This window comes from Acidithiobacillus concretivorus, from assembly GCF_018853445.1.
Classification (GTDB): Bacteria; Pseudomonadota; Gammaproteobacteria; order Acidithiobacillales; family Acidithiobacillaceae; genus Acidithiobacillus; species Acidithiobacillus concretivorus.
In genome coordinates this window covers 1-3,467 of record NZ_JABELD010000092.1, presented here as the reverse complement: position 1 = coordinate 3,467, position 3,467 = coordinate 1, and the positions used below count along the sequence as shown (strand labels likewise).

At 52.6% G+C, this 3,467-nt stretch carries 3 protein-coding genes and 1 pseudogene; 1 reads left to right on the top strand and 3 read right to left on the bottom strand.

Annotated elements, in window-relative coordinates:
* Nucleotides 1-321: 321 nt before the first annotated feature.
* A pseudogene (locus HJG40_RS11605) lies at nucleotides 322-1,296 on the bottom strand (DUF4158 domain-containing protein); the annotation flags it as partial.
* A 197-nt stretch (nucleotides 1,297-1,493) separates the two neighbouring features.
* On the opposite strand from HJG40_RS11605, the gene HJG40_RS11600 reads away from it, so the two are divergent.
* A complete protein-coding gene (locus HJG40_RS11600) occupies nucleotides 1,494-2,099 on the top strand; it encodes a recombinase family protein (protein ID WP_215864344.1) in 606 nt (201 codons plus the stop codon).
* 108 nt (nucleotides 2,100-2,207) lie between these two features.
* Here the strand turns inward: HJG40_RS11600 and HJG40_RS11595 are convergent, their stop codons facing one another.
* Both HJG40_RS11595 and HJG40_RS11590 read right to left on the bottom strand, forming a co-directional pair.
* A complete protein-coding gene (locus HJG40_RS11595) occupies nucleotides 2,208-2,663 on the bottom strand; it encodes a Csu type fimbrial protein (protein WP_215864343.1) in 456 nt (151 codons plus the stop codon).
* A gap of 97 nt (nucleotides 2,664-2,760) precedes the next feature.
* Entirely contained in the window at nucleotides 2,761-3,246 is a 486-nt protein-coding gene (locus tag HJG40_RS11590; RefSeq protein ID WP_215864342.1) for a spore coat protein U domain-containing protein, read from the bottom strand.
* Between the last annotated feature and the right edge of the window lie 221 nt (nucleotides 3,247-3,467).

Below are 3,467 nucleotides of genomic sequence, written 5' to 3'. Positions count from 1 at the left end.
CGCATCTTCCTCTATCCTTTAACGCCCAACGCACAGCAAAAGCTGCGGCAAAGCACCTAAAAGCCAATCGAAAATTTGTCCCGAGAGATCGGAGAGGCCGACAAACTTCATATTGAGAATTGCTGGCCTGGAGCTGAAAGGCGAATCCTTACGCCGTCACCGGGACCCCGGCACCGCCCCCAAAGTTGACCCATCGTGACCACCCGTGCTTAAAATCACAACGACCAAAATGTTCCCTCTCCAGGGGTGCCAACGATCGCCAGAATCGGTGCCCACGATCAACAGAATACGCACCTTGCGATTGTTGCGCAACTGAACAGCCTGTTCATGTAAATTGCGCTTTTGTGCTTGCACCTTGGTTTCGGTCTCATAGTGACGCACGAAGTAGTTCATCGCCGCCACCAGGTTGTCGGTGAATTGGCGGTAGCGCAGCCAGGCAAAGCACAGTAAGTACAGGTGGGTTTGCTCTGGCCTGAGACGGCGCAGGTCGAACACCGTGTAGTAGTTCACCAGGCTGGCGTAGTACAGCAGGTTTTGCCGAGAGATTTCCAGACGGGGCAGCAGTTCCTTGGCAGCGTGGTGCAACGGTGCCAGCATTGCGCGCTTGTCGCGCTCGCGGCTCATATGCTGATGGCCAAAGTTTTTGGCGTCCTGCTTGAGCACGGCTAGATCGGAAAGGGTGTCTTCGTGTACCAGCAACTGCGTCAATGCGACCTTAAGTGATTCGTCCAGCAGCCTATCGAGCAAGTCTCCAAGACGGTGACGCTCATCAGACAGTGCTGCGCTGACAATCTCTTGCAGAGTGGTGTAGCCCGGTCGGATGATCTTGCGCTCGCCCAGTGCAGCGATGAGTTCCAGGGCCACAAAGCTGGGCGTCACGTCACGGCGCACCAGTTGCGCGGCCAGTGATCCCAGCCAGGGTAACCCGGCCGAAGACCAGGGTTGGTAGCCAACCAGTGCCGTGATACCGTCACGTTGGACATAGCGCTCGTGCTTGGAGATGGGCAACAACTTCACCGCTTGGTCTTGGAAATATCGGCTGGTGACAAAGGCGCAGTCCTCGGCTACGTCATTCCAGTCGAAGAGAAAGAAGGCTCGCTTGACCTTGAAATAGCCGATTTGCAGAATGCAATGCACTTGGGCATGCAGACTGGGGCGGCTCATGACTAACGCCAATTCGGCCTCTGACAGTGCGAGGTATTCCAGTTGCTGACCCTCGTCGAAGTTGGGCAGGCCATACAACGCTTCTACTTCGGCGTCCGATAGGACGTTCAATCGATCGCTCTTGGCGGTCATGGCAGCGACGCCGCACGGGTGGATTGCATTGCAACGTGGGTGTTTTTGCCCAACGGTTCACTCCGTTTCAACAATCTGCAGGTCTAGTCTCACAAAGTATACTTTGTGAGACCCGACACTTGATGTGTTTCATTCTATGTCTCATTATTGGAATCTCAGATCCTCTTAAACCTAAATGAAACATCGCGAAGGATAACATGGCAGTCGTTGGGTATGCACGGGTCAGTTCGGTAGGGCAAAGCCTCGAAGTCCAGTTGGGTAAACTGGGATACTGCGACAAGCTCTACCGGGAAAAACAAAGTGCCACCCAACACAAGCGTCCACAATTACAGGCTTGCCTGGAGTACGTCCGGGAGGGCGATACCTTGGTGGTCACCCGTCTTGACCGGCTGGCCCGCTCAACCCTGCATTTGTGCCAGATCGCCGCAGAACTGGAACGCAAGCAGGTGAGCCTTCAGGTGCTGGACCAAAATATCCATACAGGCGATGCAACCGGGCGGCTGTTGTTCAATATGCTGGGCGCCATTGCCCAATTTGAGACGGAGATTCGTGCCGAGCGGCAAATGGACGGTATCCAAAAGGCAAAGGAACAGGGCACACGCTTTGGACGCAGGAAGCGCCTGACGAAGCAACAAATCGCTGAACTCCAGGAAAGGCGGGGACAGGGTGAGTTGATCAAAATACTGATGAAAGACTATGGCCTGTCAAAGGCCAGCGTGTACCGCTACCTCACTCATGCACCTGACACGGAGGTCAGGGAACTGGAGCTGAGCGTACCAAACCGCTTACCGGGTGATCGGTAAACCGGGCGACGGAAATTTCGGCGGTTTGTGGTTCAACCCCCTTCCAGGTTAACCAAGCCTAAAAAGCATTTGATAGTCCCTGCGACGATTCTCCTCTATCACTGAACATCAGTATGTTACGGTTACCGTAATCGTGTCTGAATAGGTTCCAGGTACAGCCTGTTGATTGGCCGTAGTATCTGGTATCTGTCCATACATATTGGCGCTCAACACGGTATTCATGCCAATGCCTGCGCTGCTGACGGTAATTGTGCCATCGGAGCCATCCCCTAAAACAGCATTGTGATTGGCTGTGCTATAGAGTTGATAATGTAGCAAGTCTGCAGAAGTTGCGGGACCGGATCCTGTCCCCGCCATGTTGCGGTTGTCGTATCCAGCGGATCCTGCATGTAATCCAGGACTCCAAGATACGGTAAATTGCGTTCCATTGGTGCATGCGCCTGATATTTCGGATTGTCCATCCAATGAGGTTCCTGGTGTATAGCTGCCGAAATTCAGATTTTGTGCGCTGACTTTGCAGATGGGGGCTACTGTCGCCTCCACATTGAAGGTGGCCGTTTTCACGGATGCTTCCGCAGAATTGACAGGAGCGAACAGGAGCAAAACGGATAACGATACGATAAGTTGGGTAATATATTTCATCAAGTTAGTTACCTACCCCTTAATAAGTAACAGTGACGGTGATCGGTTGTGTAGTGGCATAGCTTCCTGGCGCGACGTTCTGCCCGCCTGGAAGTTGTGCATATATGGGTACGTTATAATTTACTTGAGAAAAGAAAATTGGTTGGGATGCGCCCACATAATCGCCTGTTCCTTGTGTGCCATCCCCGAATACGGTTGTATAGCTGGAATTGGTATACAGGTTATAACTCAAACTATTTCCTGTGGGTCCATTCATAATTCGGTTTGCATAAGTCCCCGACCCAGAGCTGAGTTGCACCGTTGGCGCAACCGTACCGAACAAACCAGTGCAAGAAACCGTCAGATCGGATGCGGGTAGGTTGATCGTGTTGACCGTGTTATAAGTGCCAAAATTAATTCCCGGTGCGCTGACAGAACAGGTGATGCCAAACCCACCGCATGATCCATGGACAGGAATCAGGGACAACAACACAAAGCCCATGCTGCTTAGAGTCTTTCTGATCATTGCTGCACACCTCTCTGGCGACATACGAGCACACCCAGATCAGGCAATATGCTTTTGGTGTGCGTATCTGTGATCCTAAAAGAACAAGCCTGATGGTAAGCGTCTAAGCAACCCACCTTCCCAAACTTTCTGACCTGACCGATCCTGCCCCGCATACAGCGAGAAGGGGTGGGTATGACGAAGGAAGAGAAGGCCACATATTGGCGGCAGCAAGTAGACGG